The sequence below is a fragment of the Aequorivita vitellina genome, from assembly GCF_022008365.1.
Taxonomy (GTDB): Bacteria; Bacteroidota; Bacteroidia; order Flavobacteriales; family Flavobacteriaceae; genus Aequorivita; species Aequorivita vitellina.
This window is the reverse complement of the sequence record NZ_JAIRBA010000002.1, coordinates 11,719-27,498: the sequence shown is the minus strand read 5'-3', so window position 1 is coordinate 27,498 and position 15,780 is coordinate 11,719. Positions and strand designations below refer to the sequence as shown.

General features: G+C 37.8%; 15 protein-coding genes. 3 read left to right on the top strand and 12 right to left on the bottom strand.

Annotated features, from left to right (window positions below; genetic code table 11):
• The first annotated feature begins 10 nt into the window (after positions 1-10).
• Positions 11-712, top strand: a complete 702-nt coding sequence (locus tag K8089_RS01190; protein WP_237601438.1) for a CoA transferase subunit A — start codon at positions 11-13, stop codon at positions 710-712.
• The gene (locus tag K8089_RS01185; RefSeq protein ID WP_237601437.1) at positions 712-1,368 is read left to right on the top strand and encodes a CoA transferase subunit B; all 657 of its coding nucleotides are present in this window, start codon (positions 712-714) and stop codon (positions 1,366-1,368) included. Before K8089_RS01190 ends, K8089_RS01185 begins: the two co-directional genes overlap by 1 nt.
• Positions 1,369-2,639: 1,271 nt before the next feature.
• Here the strand turns inward: K8089_RS01185 and K8089_RS01180 are convergent.
• The gene (locus K8089_RS01180; protein ID WP_237601436.1) at positions 2,640-4,328 is read right to left on the bottom strand and encodes an ABC transporter ATP-binding protein; all 1,689 of its coding nucleotides are present in this window, start codon (positions 4,326-4,328) and stop codon (positions 2,640-2,642) included.
• A 141-nt stretch (positions 4,329-4,469) separates the two neighbouring features.
• Between K8089_RS01180 and K8089_RS01175 the strand changes: the two genes are divergently transcribed.
• On the top strand, positions 4,470-7,517 hold the full coding sequence (locus K8089_RS01175; protein ID WP_237601435.1) for a M4 family metallopeptidase: 3,048 nt from the start codon (positions 4,470-4,472) through the stop codon (positions 7,515-7,517).
• Between the two features lie 72 nt (positions 7,518-7,589).
• Here the strand turns inward: K8089_RS01175 and K8089_RS01170 are convergent, their stop codons facing one another.
• The 11 genes from K8089_RS01170 to K8089_RS01120 form a co-directional block, all read right to left on the bottom strand.
• On the bottom strand, positions 7,590-8,006 hold the full coding sequence (locus tag K8089_RS01170; protein WP_237601434.1) for a hypothetical protein: 417 nt from the start codon (positions 8,004-8,006) through the stop codon (positions 7,590-7,592).
• An 86-nt stretch (positions 8,007-8,092) separates the two neighbouring features.
• Positions 8,093-8,806 (bottom strand): 3'-5' exonuclease, encoded by a 714-nt coding sequence (locus K8089_RS01165; RefSeq protein ID WP_237601433.1) that lies wholly within the window; start codon positions 8,804-8,806, stop codon positions 8,093-8,095.
• 44 nt (positions 8,807-8,850) lie between these two features.
• A complete protein-coding gene (locus tag K8089_RS01160; RefSeq protein ID WP_237601432.1) occupies positions 8,851-10,008 on the bottom strand; it encodes a serine hydrolase domain-containing protein in 1,158 nt (385 codons plus the stop codon).
• On the bottom strand, positions 10,009-10,485 hold the full coding sequence (locus K8089_RS01155) for a methylated-DNA--[protein]-cysteine S-methyltransferase (protein WP_237601431.1): 477 nt from the start codon (positions 10,483-10,485) through the stop codon (positions 10,009-10,011). It lies immediately after the preceding gene.
• Complete coding sequence (locus K8089_RS01150; RefSeq protein WP_237601430.1) at positions 10,485-11,591, bottom strand: CNNM domain-containing protein; 1,107 nt, start codon at positions 11,589-11,591, stop codon at positions 10,485-10,487. Before K8089_RS01150 ends, K8089_RS01155 begins: the two co-directional genes overlap by 1 nt.
• A 118-nt stretch (positions 11,592-11,709) precedes the next feature.
• Positions 11,710-12,180 carry a hypothetical protein gene (locus tag K8089_RS01145; protein WP_237601429.1) on the bottom strand — a complete coding sequence of 157 codons (471 nt, stop codon included), beginning with the start codon at positions 12,178-12,180 and terminating at the stop codon, positions 11,710-11,712.
• A gap of 83 nt (positions 12,181-12,263) precedes the next feature.
• Entirely contained in the window at positions 12,264-12,623 is a 360-nt protein-coding gene (locus tag K8089_RS01140; RefSeq protein WP_237601428.1) for a hypothetical protein, read from the bottom strand.
• Positions 12,624-12,668: 45 nt separating this feature from the next.
• Positions 12,669-13,658: a porphobilinogen synthase gene (gene hemB / locus K8089_RS01135; RefSeq protein WP_237601427.1), complete on the bottom strand. Its 990-nt coding sequence runs from the start codon at positions 13,656-13,658 to the stop codon at positions 12,669-12,671.
• 39 nt (positions 13,659-13,697) lie between these two features.
• The gene (locus tag K8089_RS01130; protein WP_237601426.1) at positions 13,698-14,057 is read right to left on the bottom strand and encodes a four helix bundle protein; all 360 of its coding nucleotides are present in this window, start codon (positions 14,055-14,057) and stop codon (positions 13,698-13,700) included.
• Between the two features lie 25 nt (positions 14,058-14,082).
• Positions 14,083-14,991: an oxygen-dependent coproporphyrinogen oxidase gene (gene hemF / locus K8089_RS01125; protein ID WP_237601425.1), complete on the bottom strand. Its 909-nt coding sequence runs from the start codon at positions 14,989-14,991 to the stop codon at positions 14,083-14,085.
• A complete protein-coding gene (locus K8089_RS01120) occupies positions 14,988-15,746 on the bottom strand; it encodes an EI24 domain-containing protein (protein WP_237601424.1) in 759 nt (252 codons plus the stop codon). The genes hemF and K8089_RS01120 overlap by 4 nt, the downstream gene beginning before the upstream one ends.
• Positions 15,747-15,780: the final 34 nt, after the last annotated feature.

Sequence of the window (15,780 nt, the reverse complement as noted above, 5' to 3'; positions counted from 1 at the left end):
AATTTTAAAAATGATAAAAAAGACAGTTGCAAACGTTCGCGAAGCCTGTGAAGGCATTGAAGACGGAATGACTTTTATGCTTGGCGGCTTCGGTCTCTGTGGCATTCCCGAAAATATTATTTCAGAATTGGTTCGAAAAAATATCCAAAACGTTACCTGTATTTCAAACAATGCGGGCGTGGATGATTTTGGACTCGGACTTTTGCTGAAAAAGCATCAAATAAAGAAAATGATTTCTTCGTATGTAGGAGAAAACGCTGAATTTGAACGCCAAATGCTCAGTGGCGAAATGGAGGTTGAACTGGTTCCGCAGGGAACTTTGGCACAACGATGCGAAGCCGCACGAAGTGGAATTCCAGCTTTTTTCACCCCCGCGGGCTACGGAACCGAAGTTGCGGAAGGAAAGGAAATCCGCGAATTCAACGGAAAAATGTACGTAATGGAAGAAGCTTTTAAAGCAGATTTCTCCTTCGTAAAAGCTTGGAAAGGCGACGAAGCCGGAAACCTCATCTTTAAAGGTACTGCTAGAAATTTCAATCCAGCGATGTGCGGCGCCGGAAAAATTACGGTTGCCGAAGTAGAAGAACTTGTTCCTGCTGGCGAATTAGATCCCAATCAAATTCATATTCCTGGCATATTTGTGCAGCGCATTTTCCAAGGAGAAAAATTTGAAAAGAGAATTGAGCAATTAACAGTTAGAAAACGAAACTAATGGCTTTAACTAAAGAACAAATAGCACAGCGCATTGCAAAAGAAGTAAAGGATAGGTATTACGTTAACTTAGGGATCGGAATTCCAACTTTGGTTGCTAATTTTGTGCGCGACGATATAAATGTAGAATTTCAAAGTGAAAACGGAATACTCGGCATGGGGCCTTTTCCTTTTGAAGGCGAAGAAGACCCCGATTTAATCAATGCGGGAAAACAGACAATAACAGCACTTCCCGGCGCTTCCTTTTTCGATTCGGCAATGAGTTTTGGAATGATTCGCGGACAACACGTAGATTTAACAATACTTGGGGCAATGGAAGTTGCGCAAAATGGCGATATCGCCAACTGGAAAATCCCCGGTAAAATGGTGAAAGGCATGGGCGGCGCCATGGATTTGGTCGCTTCGGCAGAAAATATAATTGTTGCAATGATGCACACCAATAGGGCAGGAGAATCAAAACTGTTAAAAGAATGTAGTCTTCCTTTAACCGGCGTACAATGCGTTAAAAAAATAGTAACCAATCTCGCTGTTCTCGAAATTAAAGACGGAAAATTCCACTTGCTTGAACGCGCTCCGGGCGTAACTGTTGAAGAAATTCAAAAAGCTACAGAGGGAGATTTAATTGTAGATGGAGCGATTGCAGAGATGAAATTTTAAATACAAAATAAAAATCACGCTATCAAAAACCATGATTTTCATGGTTTTTTTATGTGATATAAGTATGAACCCTCCTTAAATGTTAATTTTTAATGCATTTCATCGAATTTATATGCGTTTTGTCGTTTATATTAAATAATACATGCATCTTTACAGTCCCAAATCTTACCAACTTAACCTCATATGGAAAAAGTAATCAGATCATTAAAAAGCACAATTGGATTGTTACGTAATGTACTTATCCTCTTTAAAAAAGTGTTTTTTTTAGTCTGATCTTTTTTTATGGTTTTTTTACCCCAAATCTGTCATAGTTACAGATATAATTTAAAACCCGTTCTTCGTGAGGTTAGAACGGGTTTTTAAATATTTAACAAACTCGTCCGAAATTCTTATATGTTTTATAAATTGTACTAAATGTGAATTTAAAAAATGAGCTCTCAAATTTATAACTGTGAATAATTTAACATTATTTTAAGACAGATAGCACTAAAAATACATCGATATGTTAAATATAAATGTATTTCATCGATTATATATGCTTTTTGTCGTCTATGTCGAATTTAAGTCACATCTTTACAGTCCCAAATCTTACAAATCCTAATTTAATAAAAGTAGTCAGATCATTGAAACAATACTGGAGTTTGTACAGCAACCTACTTTGCATCTCTAAAAAAGTATTATTACAAATCTGATTTCTCTTAATGGTTTTTTTGCCCTAAATCTGTCATAAGCAGATTTATTACAAAACCCGTTCTTTTTGACAGAACGGGTTTTTATTTTTTTTTAAAGCGCTGCTTCATTTATTTTTCTTCTATAGTTTCTATAAAAATTAAAAAACGATTTCAGCAAATCAGGTTTACTGGAAATTGACTTTCGTATTTATACAGTTATATCAATTTTATAAAAGTTATTTAATATTGAAAATAATATTTTTCAGTAGCGGATTTAACATTCAATTAAGATAATATAGGTGAAATAATTTAAATTATGTTAAAGTTATGTGCATTTCATCGAATTTATATGCTTTTCATCGTTTATATAAACTAATACATGCATCTTTACAGCCCCAAATCTTACCAGCTTAACCTCATATAGAAAAGTGGTTGGATCATTAAAATACATACATGAATTGTAACCTACGACATTTCATTATTTAAAAAAATGTTTTTAACAGTCCAATCCTTTTTTATGGTATTTTTTGCCCCAAATCTGTCATAAGCACAGATTGTTCTTAAAACCCGTTCTCTCAGAGGACGGGTTTTATTTTTTGTCTAAATACCTTTTGGAATTGCAGCTATTAACCTTTTTGTATATTCGGTTTGTGGGTTTTCGTAAATCTCGTCTGCATCGCCTAATTCTTCTATCTTCCCTTTATTCATAACCAAAAGCTGATCCGACATATATTTTACCACTGCCAAATCGTGCGATATAAATATATAGGTAAACCCGAAATCGTTTTTTAGTTCATTCAATAAATTAAGCACTTGCGCCTGCACCGAAATATCCAGCGCAGAAACAGATTCGTCGCAAATAACAAGTTTTGGTTCCACAACAATAGTACGTGCAATGCCCACTCGCTGGCGCTGCCCACCGGAAAGTTCGTGCGGATATCGATAAAAATAACTCTCGTCCAACCCTACTCTATCAAGTAACGAAAGTACGCGTTTCTTGCGTTCCTTTTTAGAATTTCCCAAATGATGAACCTCCATTGGCTCCATTAAAGCTTGGCCAATCATTATACGCGGGTTTAATGATGAATACGGATCCTGAAAAATAATTTGTATTTCTTTCCGGAGATTTCGTATTTCGGTTGTGGAAAGTTTTGTGAGTTCCTTTCCGCGATATTTTATGTTTCCGGATGTAGCTTTTTCAAGTTGAAGAATTGTTTTACCCAAGGTAGATTTTCCGCAACCCGATTCGCCAACCAGCCCTAAAGTTTCCCCCTCAAAAACCGCAAAGCTAACATTGTCCACGGCTTTCACTATTTCCTTCCTAGCAAAGAGGCCTACATTGCTGAAATAATATTTTTCTAAATTGTCAACCTCCAAAATTGGTTTTTGGGTATAAATATTTTTGTGTCTTTTAGCACGTTCTACAGGTTTGACCTCCCTCGCTTTAAAACTTTCGTCAGAAATTGAAGCAATGGTTGGCAATTTAGCCAAACGTACGTTCAATGCCGGTCGTGAGGCCAACAACGCTTTTGTGTATTCAGCTTTGGGGGTTTTAAAAATCTCAGTTGTGGTAGCATTTTCAACGATATTTCCTTTATACATAACCACTACGCTATCGGCAATTTCGGAAACCAAACTTAAGTCGTGCGATATAAAAAGCATCGCCATTTTTGTTTCCTGTTGAATGGATTTTAAAAGTGAAATGATCTCCTTCTGCACCGTCACATCGAGCGCGGTGGTGGGTTCGTCTGCAATTAACAATTTTGGTTTGCATGCAATTGCCATCGCAATCATAACCCGTTGCATTTGTCCGCCGCTAATTTGATGCGGGTAACTGTTGAAAATTTCATCTGGTCGTGGTAATTTCACTTTTTTGAAAAGTGAAATGGTTTCTTTTTTTGCTTCCGAAGAATTCATATTTAAATGAAGTTGAAGTATTTCGGAAACTTGATATCCACATTTTAACGATGGGTTTAAAGCGCTCATCGGTTCTTGAAAAATCATTGCAATTTCGCTGCCGCGTATTTTTCGAAAATCCCTTTCCGAAGTTTTTAAAAGATTTTTTTCTTCAAACGAAATAGTTCCCGAAAGCACACTCTGTTTTTTGGGCAGCAACCCCATAATTGCGAGCGAAGTTACAGACTTTCCCGAACCAGATTCGCCAACAATCCCGACGATTTCGTTTTTAAAAACTTCAAAAGAAATACGGTGCAAAACTTCTTTGAAACCTTTCTTATTTCCAAAGGAAACCGATAATTCTTTAACCGATAATAAGGGAGGATTTTTCATTATTTCAAAGATAGAATAATCGGCGGAATATTTATTTAACAGTAGTTGGTCGAATAAAATTTTATTTTCACAATTATTGTCGTTCTTTTATATGTTTTTAATAAAACAACAAACCCTTTTATTCACTTAACCTTAATTATTATGAAAAACTTTAACAATTTCGTATTATTATTTTCATTGTTAATCTTTGGGACTTCGGCGGTTGTTTCCGCCCAAAACAAAGACGATGAAAAGAAAAACGTCAAGCAGCATCAAAGCCTTGTAGTTTTTGATGCTTCACAATCGTACTCGCTTCAAAATTCTGCACAAATTTTCAAAGAAGTTTTAAATCCAGCATCCCCCACTTCTTTCACTTCGCTAAAACAAGAACACGACCCTTTAGGATTTACACACCAAAAAATGCAGCAGTATTTTAATGGTGTAAAAGTAGAATTTGCCACCGTTACGCTTAGCAGCAAAAATGGCACGGTACAAACCTTAAATTCTGCCTACGCTCCAATTGCTGAAGATTTTAATGTAACACCAAACGTTAGTAAATCGCAAGCTTTTAACAGCGCCATTGCCCACGTGGGAGCCACAAAATATATGTGGCAGAATCCTGTAAATGCGGCTTTGGCAAACTATCAAAAACCAACGGGCGATTTGGTGATTTTTCCAGCTATGGAGAATATTTCTGAAACAAATCGGCTCGCGTACAAATTTGACATTTATGCCACCTCGCCTCTTTACAGAGCCGACGTTTATATTGACGCAAAAACGGGGCAATTTATTATGGAAAACAAAAGAATCCATCACGCAAACGTGCCTGCTACCGGAACCAGTCTTTACAATGGAAACGTTTCATTTACGGCAGATAATGCTTCGGGGCCGTACCGTTTGCGACAAACTGCAGACGGCAATGGAATTCAAACTTTCGATTTAAACAACAGCACCAATTATAACAATGCGGTTGATGTTACAAGTAATTCAACAAATTTTACATCGAATGCAACAGGAGTTCAAGCACATTTTGGAGCAGAACGCACGCATAAATACTTCAGCCAAAAACACGGCAGAAACTCATACAATAATGCGGGAGCTGTAATAAAATCGTACGTTAGCTATTCATCTAATTATGTAAATGCATTTTGGGACGGCAGTAGAATGACCTATGGCGATGGCGATGGTGTAAATTACGGTCCATTGGTTTCGCTAGATATTTGCGGTCACGAAATAACCCACGGCGTAACTGAGTATTCAGCAAACCTTGTTTACAGTTACCAATCTGGAGCTTTGAATGAATCGTTTTCAGATATTTTTGGAGAATCAATTGAAAAATTTGCCTCTGGCTCAAACGATTGGTTAATGGGTGACGACATTGGTGCTGGCGGAAGCGGTGGCGCACTTCGTTCCATGAGCAATCCCAATGCATACGGCGATCCAGATACCTACCAAGGAACAAATTGGTACGGAGGATCAGGAGATTCTGGCGGTGTTCATACAAATTCTGGCGTTCAAAACTTTTGGTTTTACATTTTAAGCGTAGGTAAAAGTGGAACAAACGATAAAGGAGACAGCTATAACGTTACCGGATTAGGAATGGATAAAGCTGCTGCAATTGCTTATAGAAATCTTACCGTTTATTTAAACTCAAACTCACAGTACAGCGATGCCCGAAACGGTGCTATACAAGCTGCTAGAGATTTATACGGTGCAGATAGCCCCGAAGAAATTGCAACAACAAACGCTTGGTACGCAGTTGGCGTAGGCGCAGCTTATGGCGGCGGTGGCGGCGGAAGCGGCTATTGTACTTCGCAAGGAAATAATGTGAATGACGAATATATTAGCCGTGTACAATTAAACACAATTGACAATGCTTCGGGCCCGCAGTTTTATTCAGACTTTACGAGTATTTCTACTTCTTTAAATGAAGGTTCTTCTTACACTATTACTGTAACCCCAACTTGGACCGGGTCTACTTGGAACGAAGGTTACGCGGTGTGGATTGACTATAACGGAGATGGTGATTTTGGCGATGCCGGCGAATTGGTTTGGTCTAAAGCCGCTTCAAAAAACACTCCCAATAGCGGAACGTTTACAGTACCCTCGGGCACAGTAGACGGAGAAACTAGAATGCGGGTTTCTATGAAATACAACGGAATTCCAACTTCTTGTGAAACATTTAGTTATGGCGAAGTAGAAGATTACACCATCAACTTAGGCGGCGGCGGTGCAGATACCCAAGCGCCTAGCGCGCCATCTAGCTTAGCAGCTTCAAATGTAACACAAACAACGCTTACACTTTCGTGGAATGCTTCCACAGACAATGTGGGTGTTACAGGTTACGATGTTTTTGAAGGCAGTTCAAATTTAGGAAGTGTTTCGGGTACTTCAGCAAATATTACTGGTTTGTCGCCTTCAACCGCGTATTCCTTTAAAGTACGTGCGCACGATGCAGCTGGCAACAATTCTGGTTTCAGTAATACGGTAAATGTTACTACACTCTCAAACACTGTAACGTATTGTACTTCTAATGGAAACAATACAAATGACGAATACATAGACAGGGTTCAATTAGGAAGTATCAACAATCTTTCTGGCAATAATGGTGGTTATGCAGATTTCACGAGTATGTCCACTACATTAGCCAAAGGAAGTAGTAACACCATTACCATTACTCCAAGATGGACTGGAAGAAAATATCGTGAAGCTTATAGAGTTTGGATTGACTACAATCAAGATGGCGATTTTAACGACTCTGGCGAACAAGTGTATTCACGTTCCCGAACCACTTCTACTTCTATCTCTGGAAGTTTTACTGTGCCGTCATCTGCACTTTCAGGAGCGACGAGAATGCGCGTTTCTATGAAATACAATTCAAATCCATCTTCTTGTGAAACCTTCAGTTATGGCGAAGTGGAAGATTATACCGTAATTATCAGCAATTCGGTCAATCAAGGAATTACAGGCGATACAGGTTTTAACAATTCTGAAATTTCCATCTATCCAAACCCTGCTAAACACACGCTAAATATTTCACTGGTTAACGCAACTGGGGCAGATTATGTTATTTATAACGTAATTGGGCAAGTAGTTGGTAAAGGTGCGTTTTCGGCAAGCTTAGATGTTTCAACTTTGCAAAGCGGTGTTTACATACTTGAAGTAAATACCAACACGAACAAACTTATGAAACGATTTGTGAAAGAGTAATTAATTAATTGAAACAAACAAAACGGCCCGCTTCACAATTGAAACGGGCCGTTTTTTATAAATAAGTTTTTCTTAAAGCGGATCGCCTACTTTAATATCGCATCTGTGTCCTGGTTGTCCGTGAGGTGGATTTAAACCACTTCCCGAAGCTGGTGTTGAAACAGGCACGGCATTAGTCGAATTTATTGCTGGCGTAGCATTTGTGCTTCCCGCAGCAGCGTTCAAAGGCGCACCTACTGGAATATCACAACGGTGACCCGGTTGTCCGTGGGCAGGGTTTATTCCACCCGCAGTATTTGTTGTGGTACTTGTATTTGAAGTAGGAGCTACATTCTGTAACGCTTGTTTCTTTTGTTCAAGAGTTGCTTCCTGTACGGTTGCAGGTGCTACTTCTTCACTGGTTTTATTGTCTTTACAAGAAATAAAGAATATAGACACTGCAAACACTGGAATTAAAAATAATTTTGAATTGAATCTTAGACTAGTCATAAAAATATATTTTGAATATAGCTGGTAAATCTACTAAATTTTAGATAGAATACCATACCGAAAGATTTAGCTTCAAAAAAAGGGGCCTAAACTGAAAGTATTTCGTCATTATCCAAAATTTCTTCATTCCGAAGTCTTAAAAAAATTTGCGCAACCGTAACGGTGTCCTTTTCGCAGTAAATAATAATTCTGTCAATATCCTTTTCTTCGTAAAAAACATTGCGCACTTCGCTCCCGTCTATATCGTCTTTTGGCGAAGGAATGCCTAAAACGTGAGCCATTAATTTAAGTGAAGTATAGGTTTTGTAGTCCCCGAATTTCCAAAGTTCCAGCGTATCTAAATGCGGAACTTCCCAAGGCTTTTTTCCGAAGAGATCCAGTTTAAACGGAATGTCTATTCCATTAATTATCATTCTTCGGGCAATATAGGGAAAGTCGAATTCCTTGCCGTTGTGTGCGCAAAGCAAATGATGCGGCTTGTTGAAATGTGTTTCAAGCAGGGTTTTAAAATCCTTCAGAATTTTCACTTCATCGCCGTGAAAACTGGTAACGCGAAAATTGCGAACGTCGCCCCTTAACACAAAATAACCTACCGAAATGCAGACTATTAAACCAAACTCCGCCCAAATACCGGCGCGTTCGTAAAAGTCTTCTGCCGAAATATCGTCTTTGCGTTGGTACTTGCTTTTCAGTTCCCAAAGTGTTTTTGAAGTATCGTCAAGGTCGTTAAAATGTTCTTGCTGCGGAACGGTTTCAATATCCAAAAAAAGGATGTGTTCCAGATTAATACGCTTAATCATATTTCGAAATTTACAATCGGGAAGATGCTTAAAGCTACGTAAAATTATTGATTTTCACCAAGCATCTTGTATACTTCATCCACATAAACATAAAAATCTGAACTAAAAGGCATTCCATTTTTACTTCCTCGTTGATGGCCCAAACGCACAATTATCAAGTTATCTTCGGGTATCACGATTACATATTGCCCGAGAATTCCCTGCATTACAAAAATGTGCTTCTCTAAAAAATCGCTTAACCAAAACCCATAGCCATATTCTGGACTTTTCGGAAATCTCGGCGTAATAGATTTCGCTACAAAAGCAGAATCCAAAATTTGCGCGTCATTCCACTTGCCGTAATCTTTATAGAGTTTTCCAAAGCGCGCAAAATCCCGCGCATTACTTCCAATACAGCAATAAGCTTTTACCAATCTGTTCTTTTTATCGTCAATTTGCCAAAGTGCGGGTTGTTCAAAACCCATGGGTTGCCAAAAGCTTTCCTGTAAATATTCACTTAAATCCATACTTGCATTTTGAAGTGATTTCTGGATAACCATCGCCAAAAGCTGTGTGTTTCCGCTTAAATATTTGAAGCTTTCACCCGGTTTTTCAACTACTTTTAACTTTAAAATAGTTTCAGCCAAATTAGCGTCGTAATAAGCGCGCGCCGTCATTCCAAAAGGATTGGAGTAGGATTCATCCCAATCCAATCCCGAAGCCATTGAGGAAAGATCGCCCACTGTTAAACCAGTATTTGCATACTGCGGGTAAAAATCGCTAACGGGTTGCTTCAAACTTTTTATAAAACCATCATCAATAGCCTTCCCCAGTAAAGCAGAAGTAATACTCTTCGCCATAGAAAAAGAGTTGGTTTGCGAGTTTTTTCCGAAGCCTTCAAAATATTCTTCAAACCAAATACTATCATTCTTAATGATTAAAAAAGCAATCGTTCCCAACGAATTGTTCGTCTTTGAAAGCGTTTGCGTAGCTTCAACGGAGTTGTAATTTTTATAAATAGGCCAAGGCTGTGGATTGGTACTTGCGGGAATTTTTTCAGATTCAAAAAATTTAAAATCATCAATATAAGCAGTCGTGTGCCCGTGAAGATAAACTACCCAAACCCCTTTAAAAATATAGCCGTAGCCAGTAATGTAAAGGCCAATTACTAAAACAAACACTAGTGCCAAAAACCACTTCAAGAATTTCTTAAACTTTTTCATCTAAAACAAAGTTTGCTGTGGCGAGGGATTTTCGTGTTCCAACAACCACTTTTTACGGTGAAGTCCGCCCGCATAACCCGTGAGCAATCCGTCGCTTCCAATAACTCGATGACACGGAATAATTATAGAAATCGGGTTTTTCCCATTTGCTGAAGCTGCCGCTCGAATTACTTTTGGATTGCCGAGTTGGTTCGCCATTTGTTGGTAGCTCATAGTTTTTCCGAAAGGTATTTCCTGTAATTGTTGCCAAACTCGCTTTTGAAAATCGGTTCCTTCCGGAGAAAGTTTTAAATTGAATTTCTTCCGTTCTCCATCAAAATACTCCTGAAGTTGAACAACTGCATCTATTAATTCATTCGGAATTTTTTTAGGATTAGTAACCGTTTCAGCATCCTTAAAAAGTACAGATGTAAGCCTTTCAGCATTTCCTTTTAGCTCCAAAACTCCAATTGGTGATTGTATAAAAACCCTTTTCATTATTGGTCTTTCTCCTCATCCTTTTTTAGAATATCTTCATTTATTTGAATACCCATTCGTTTGGCACGTTTTTCCCAGTTTTTACGGGCTTGTAGTTGCATATCTTCAATACTGTCGCTCTCGTCCATAATTTCGAGCCCCAAAAGGGTTTCAATAATATCTTCCATTGTCACCACGCCAATGGTATTTCCAAAATCGTCAACAACAGAGGCAATATGCACCCGTTGTTTTATGAAGGTTTCAAAGAGTTCGGGGATTGGTTTTTCGGCCGAAACCACAAAAATTTCCCGTTTTAAGTCGCTCAACAATTTATCGCCGCGATCTTCCACAATTTCTTCAAGCACATCATCGCGAAGTACAAATCCTGTAATGTTGTGCGATTTATCTTTATATACCGGGATGCGCGAAAAACGCAGACTTTTATGGTTTTGGTGAAAAGCTTCGAGACTTTTTGTTTCATCTTCTAAAGTAACCACGGTAAAAGGCGTCATTACATCTTTTGCGTGTACACTTTTAAACACCAGCAAGTTTTTAATTACGGTTGTTTCGTTTTCTTCAAAAACCCCTTCTTCTTCGGCGGCATCGGTTATTGCCATAAATTCTTCGCGGCTCATAGTGCTCACGTGAGCAGATTTGCCAACCATGCGCGTTACGAGCATAAGTATCCAAAGAATACCGGTATATTTTAAGGGAAAAATAATTAGTTTTAAAAAAAGAGCTGTAAACGACCCTAACTTTTTCCAATAGGTAGCGCCAATAGTTTTAGGGATAATTTCAGAGACTATTAGAATTAGAATCGTCATTATAGCTGAAACTATTCCAACTATATTCATGCCTAAAATTTCAACTTTAAAAGGAAGTTTTTCGGCTTGCACTCCCACCAAAATTGCACCAACTGTATGGGCAATGGTATTTAAAGTGAGAATGGCTATTAAAGGTTTGTCAATATCCTTTTTAAAATTAGTTAATGAAGTGGCATACGATTTTCCTTCAGTAGTTTTCATTCGCAGATAAGTGGGTGTAAAGCTTAGCAGCGCCGCTTCTAAAATGGAGCACAAAAAAGAAATGAAAATAGAGATAAATGCATAGACGATTAATAATGTCATAAGTAGCTGAGATAATTTTCATCTAAAATAAAGATTTATAACAATTTTTAAGTGCAACACTTTGTTAATTACATAAAAAAACCGCCATAAGGGGCGGTTTGTAGTATAATACAATTTATTACGAAGCTTTAAGCAACGGTTTTAAAGTGATTTCCCAGCGTTTGGCATCTTGCAAACATACATAGGGATCTTTTGTGAATTCTTCGTCGTTTGTTTCAATATAGAAAGGAATTTCGAACCGGCCCGTTTTTGCAACAAACTCCAACCCTACCCAATCAAGGATTTTGTCAGATTGTTTTATACTTTTAGCACGGCAATCCTTCATTTCTGTCATATCGATAATCTTAAAATCTGCCGTTGGATTAGATTTTGAAGAATAGATTAGTTTCTTAGAATTTTCATCCACGGCAATAATGCAATTGCCAATAAAATCGATGTTTTTTAATTGAATACCATTGTTCAGCGAAAGTTGCGAAATAGCCTTTCTAATTTTCTTTTCTTTCCCTGTAGTTTTAATAACTAAATATATAATTGGCACAAAAACTAATAATAGTATAACTACCCCAACTAGGGTTGTGTTTAATTCCATGATAAATAAATTTTTAAGTGAATAAATTTGAATAAGTAAATGCTTGAATAAGTAATTAAACAAGCTGAAGAACCATCAAAAACTCACCAAAAAAAATGGAATGGAAACAGATGCTTAAAGATAAGCTCTCGCTTGTCTTTTGAAGCGTAATAACATTTGTAGTTTAACGAAACATGGGCAAACGGAAGGTTTTGGTGCGTTACAAACGCTCCCCCCAAATCTAAACCTAAATATTCATTCTGCGAAACAGTCTGCGAAACTTCGCCAACAGAAATTGCATCAAAAACAAATGGTTTACCTTGGTCTTCATCTTGAAGCTCAGATAGAACGGCCAATTGGCTATTAATTGTAATAGCTTCATGAGCAAAAACCACATTTCCGAAAACCAAAAAGATGGCAATAGAAATGAAAAGTCTATCGATATGTTTTTCGATGTGTTTCACAGCACAAATGTATTCGAAATATGCATCCGATGTAATAAAATTTTGCTAATTAATCAGTTTCGCAACATCTTTTGCAAAATAGCTGGCAATAAGTGACGCACCCGCTCTTTTTATTGCGGTAATTTGCTCCATCATTACAGCATCGTGATCTAGCCACCCTTTTTCTGCGGCAGCTTTTAGCATTGCATATTCGCCACTAACTTGATACACCGCCACAGGAACGTTTACAGCATCCTTAATTTCGCGAACAATATCTAAATAGCACAGTCCGGGTTTTACCATCACAATATCGGCGCCTTCGTCAATATCCATTATAGTTTCGCGGATAGCTTCTTCGCGGTTTGCAAAATCCATTTGATAGGTTTTTTTATCCTTCGGAATATCCTTTACATCTACTGGGGCTGAGTCCAACGCATTGCGGAAAGGGCCGTAAAAAGCTGAAGCATATTTTGCACTGTAGGCCATAATTCCCGTATTGAAGAAACCTTCGTCTTCTAAAAGTGTTCGTATTTCAAAAATGCGACCGTCCATCATATCGCTGGGCGCAACAACATCGGCACCAGCCATGGCGTGACTTAACGACATTTCTGCTAAAACTGCATTGGTGTCGTCATTAAGAATTTGTCCTTCAGAAACAATTCCATCGTGACCAAAATTGGAAAAAGGATCCATAGCCACATCAGTCATTACAATCATTTCTGGCACTGCATTTTTCACTGTTTTTATGGCTCGCTGCATCAAACCATCAGGGTTTAATGCTTCTTTACCAGTATTGTCTTTCAGCTTATCATCCACTTTTACAAAAAGCAAAACAGATTTTAAACCAAGTTTCCATAGTTCCTTTACTTCCTTTTCAAGCAAATCTAAACTCAGTCTAAAATAATTGGGCATGGAAGCAATTTCTTCTTTTACGCCCTTTCCTTCCACCACAAAAAGTGGCGCTATAAAGTCGTTTGGGCTAATGATAGTTTCGCGAACCAAGCTTCGCATACTTTCATTGGTTCGCAATCTTCGGTTTCTTCTTAACGGGTACATATTTCTAGTTTAAAGTTAACAGCTTAAAGCATAAAGCTTTTAGAGTTGTTTTTTTATTGTTTGAATTAATGCGTAAAGCATTTTTTTTATTTCAGCAACTTCTGATAGTAATTTTAAAGATTCATTGGAGTCAATAAAATTGAGTTCGGTAGCAGCTTGAATTAAATATTCTAATTCGTGTGCAGAACCTGAGGAAATATATAAAAACCTTACTAATTCCTTTTGAGTTTCTCGACCACAACCTTCAACAATATTTATTGGAATTGACAGCGCCGCCCTGTTAATTTGTGAGGTAAAGTTAAATTGTTCGCTTTTAGGAAATGAAGCAGTGGTTTTATATATATCAATGACTAATCTATGTGATTTTTGCCAAACTATATAATTTCTATAATCAACCATGCTGTAAACTTTAAGCTGTAAACTTTTAACTTTTCACCCAATTTTTTGGATTCTCCAGAACCTCAACAAGCTTCTCTTCTTCACTTCCTTTTTCTGGATGATGATCGTATTTCCATTGCACGTGTGGTGGCAAACTCATCAAAATACTTTCAATTCTGCCATTGGTTCTCAATCCGAAAAGCGTTCCTTTATCGTGAACCAAATTGAATTCAACATAACGTCCGCGACGAATTTCCTGCCAATTTCTGTTTTCTTCGGTATATAAAATATCCTTTCTTTTTTCAACTATGGGAAGATAGCAATCTAAAAAGCTGTTGCCAATTTCGGTTACAAAGTTATACCAATCTTGCATTTTCATGGTATCAGTTTCTTTCAAATAATCGAAGAATAAGCCGCCAATGCCACGCGCTTCATTGCGATGTGTGTTCCAAAAATATTCGTCGCACCGTTTTTTATAAGTTTCGTAAAACGCTGGATTGTGCTTATCGCAAGCGGTTTTGCATATTTGATGAAAATGTATTGCATCTTCTTCAAACAAATAATAGGGCGTTAAATCTTGTCCGCCGCCAAACCAACTATCCACGATATTTCCTTCGGAATCGTACATTTCAAAATAGCGCCAGTTTGCATGCACTGTTGGCACCATCGGACTTTTTGGGTGAAGTACTAAACTCAATCCACAAGCGAAGAAATCGGCGTCTTTTACACCAAAATATTGCTGCATGCTTTCGGGTAATTTTCCGTGCACTTCACTGATGTTTACGCCGCCTTTTTCAAAAACAGCTCCGTTTTCAATTACCCGGGTTTGGCCACCGCCTCCTTCGTCACGTTTCCATTTATCTTCTTTAAACGTTGCTTTCCCGTCAATTTCTTCCAAAGCTGAAGTGATTTCGTTTTGCAAATTTTTTATATATGCTACAAATTGTTTTTTCATTGAATATTTCTTTTTATTGCCTTCGAATTTTCCAAAACTCTTAAAGTCTCGGTACTAGCCGCTGTTACTGAAAGTGGTAAAACTAAAATTATTCCCACAACGGGAATTAAAAGCATGAGCATAAAAACAATGCCATTGCCTATTGCCAAACCCCGATTTGCGCGCACAAATTGAATGCTCTCCGAATATTTATAATGCCGTTCCAACGTGTAATCCATGTTTCCAAAGCCTGCGTAATAGCACTGCACCAAAAACAAAAGCACCGACGAAATAATTCCTATTACAGGTATAAAACCTATCAAAATTATTGGAATTGTAAGCAATAACTCCATTACTAAATTCCGAACGTTTATTCGAACGCCACGCCATAGCTGTGCTGCGTTTGAAGTATTCCTGTGCGAATGGTTTGTTCCAAAAAGATGCTTTTCAATTTTTTCTGAAACTGGGCTCATAAACGGTGCGCTTAATGCCATTACAACGTGGCGGTAAATTATAAGTCCAAAAGCAATAATTATAAGTGCTCCAATAAATTCGCTGATTGTTCTAAAAGTTTCTGCACCCCATTCCCAAAACCATATTTTTGAAATGAATGCCCCCAGATTATCACTCAAACCCCAAGCCGAAAATCCAATTAATACAGCAGTAAAAAAACTGATGGCCATTGGCACGCCAAAGTACTTCCAAAGCCCAAGTTTATTGATGAGATTGAAAGTTCCTGTGTAAGCTTTTATTCCTTTTAGAATGTTTTTTATCATTGGTCAAACTTCTGTCTGGTCGAGCGCAGTCGAG